The sequence below is a fragment of the Pseudoalteromonas sp. bablab_jr010 genome (genome assembly GCF_016464105.1).
Lineage (GTDB): Bacteria > Pseudomonadota > Gammaproteobacteria > Enterobacterales > Alteromonadaceae > Pseudoalteromonas > Pseudoalteromonas simplex.
On sequence record NZ_JACDWV010000116.1, the window covers coordinates 1 to 642 of the forward strand.

Sequence of the window (642 nt, forward strand, 5' to 3'; positions counted from 1 at the left end):
CGACGGTTTAACTCATGAAGAACGAGAAAAAATTAAAAGAGAAAATCGTATTAACGCAATTAACCAGTGGTGCGCTGAGAACCCTGGCAGAGACCCAACAAGAGCAAAAGATAAAACCATTAAACAGCTCGCCTTAGATGAAGAAGATGTGGTGCGATTAGAAGAATTTAGAAGAGATAATCCTGAAAAAGCTGCAGAAAGTAGAAGGAGAGCCGAGAACAGTAGTAAATATTTTGATGATAGACAAACCTATACAGAGCAACTACCAAGAGACTATTTACATCAAGACAGTTATGAAACGCGATTAAAAAAAGCTGAAGCACTTAATGGCTGCAGCTTTAAAACTCGTACCTTTAAAAGTAAGCGTTTTACTGATCAATATGCAGCAGAGCTTGAATCTCCTAATCGAGGCTCAACACTTGAGGGGCATTGGGTAGAGAATGATGGTAAGCAGTTGGCTATTTCATGGTTTGGAGGGTGGTCTAACTTATTTACAGCACTTGGCTTTTTCTTTGAAACACTCGCTTTTATGGTTTTCTTATTTCATGTATATGCGTTAATTGGGAATGGGTTTGAATATTTTTGGATTATGGCCTCAATCTATGTGACGCTCTTTGGTTTGGGTTATTTCACTTTAAAACA

1 pseudogene is annotated in these 642 nt (G+C 38.0%); it reads left to right on the plus strand.

Going from position 1 to position 642, the window contains the following annotated elements:
- A pseudogene (locus tag JIG37_RS10470) lies at positions 1 to 642 on the plus strand (hypothetical protein); the annotation flags it as partial.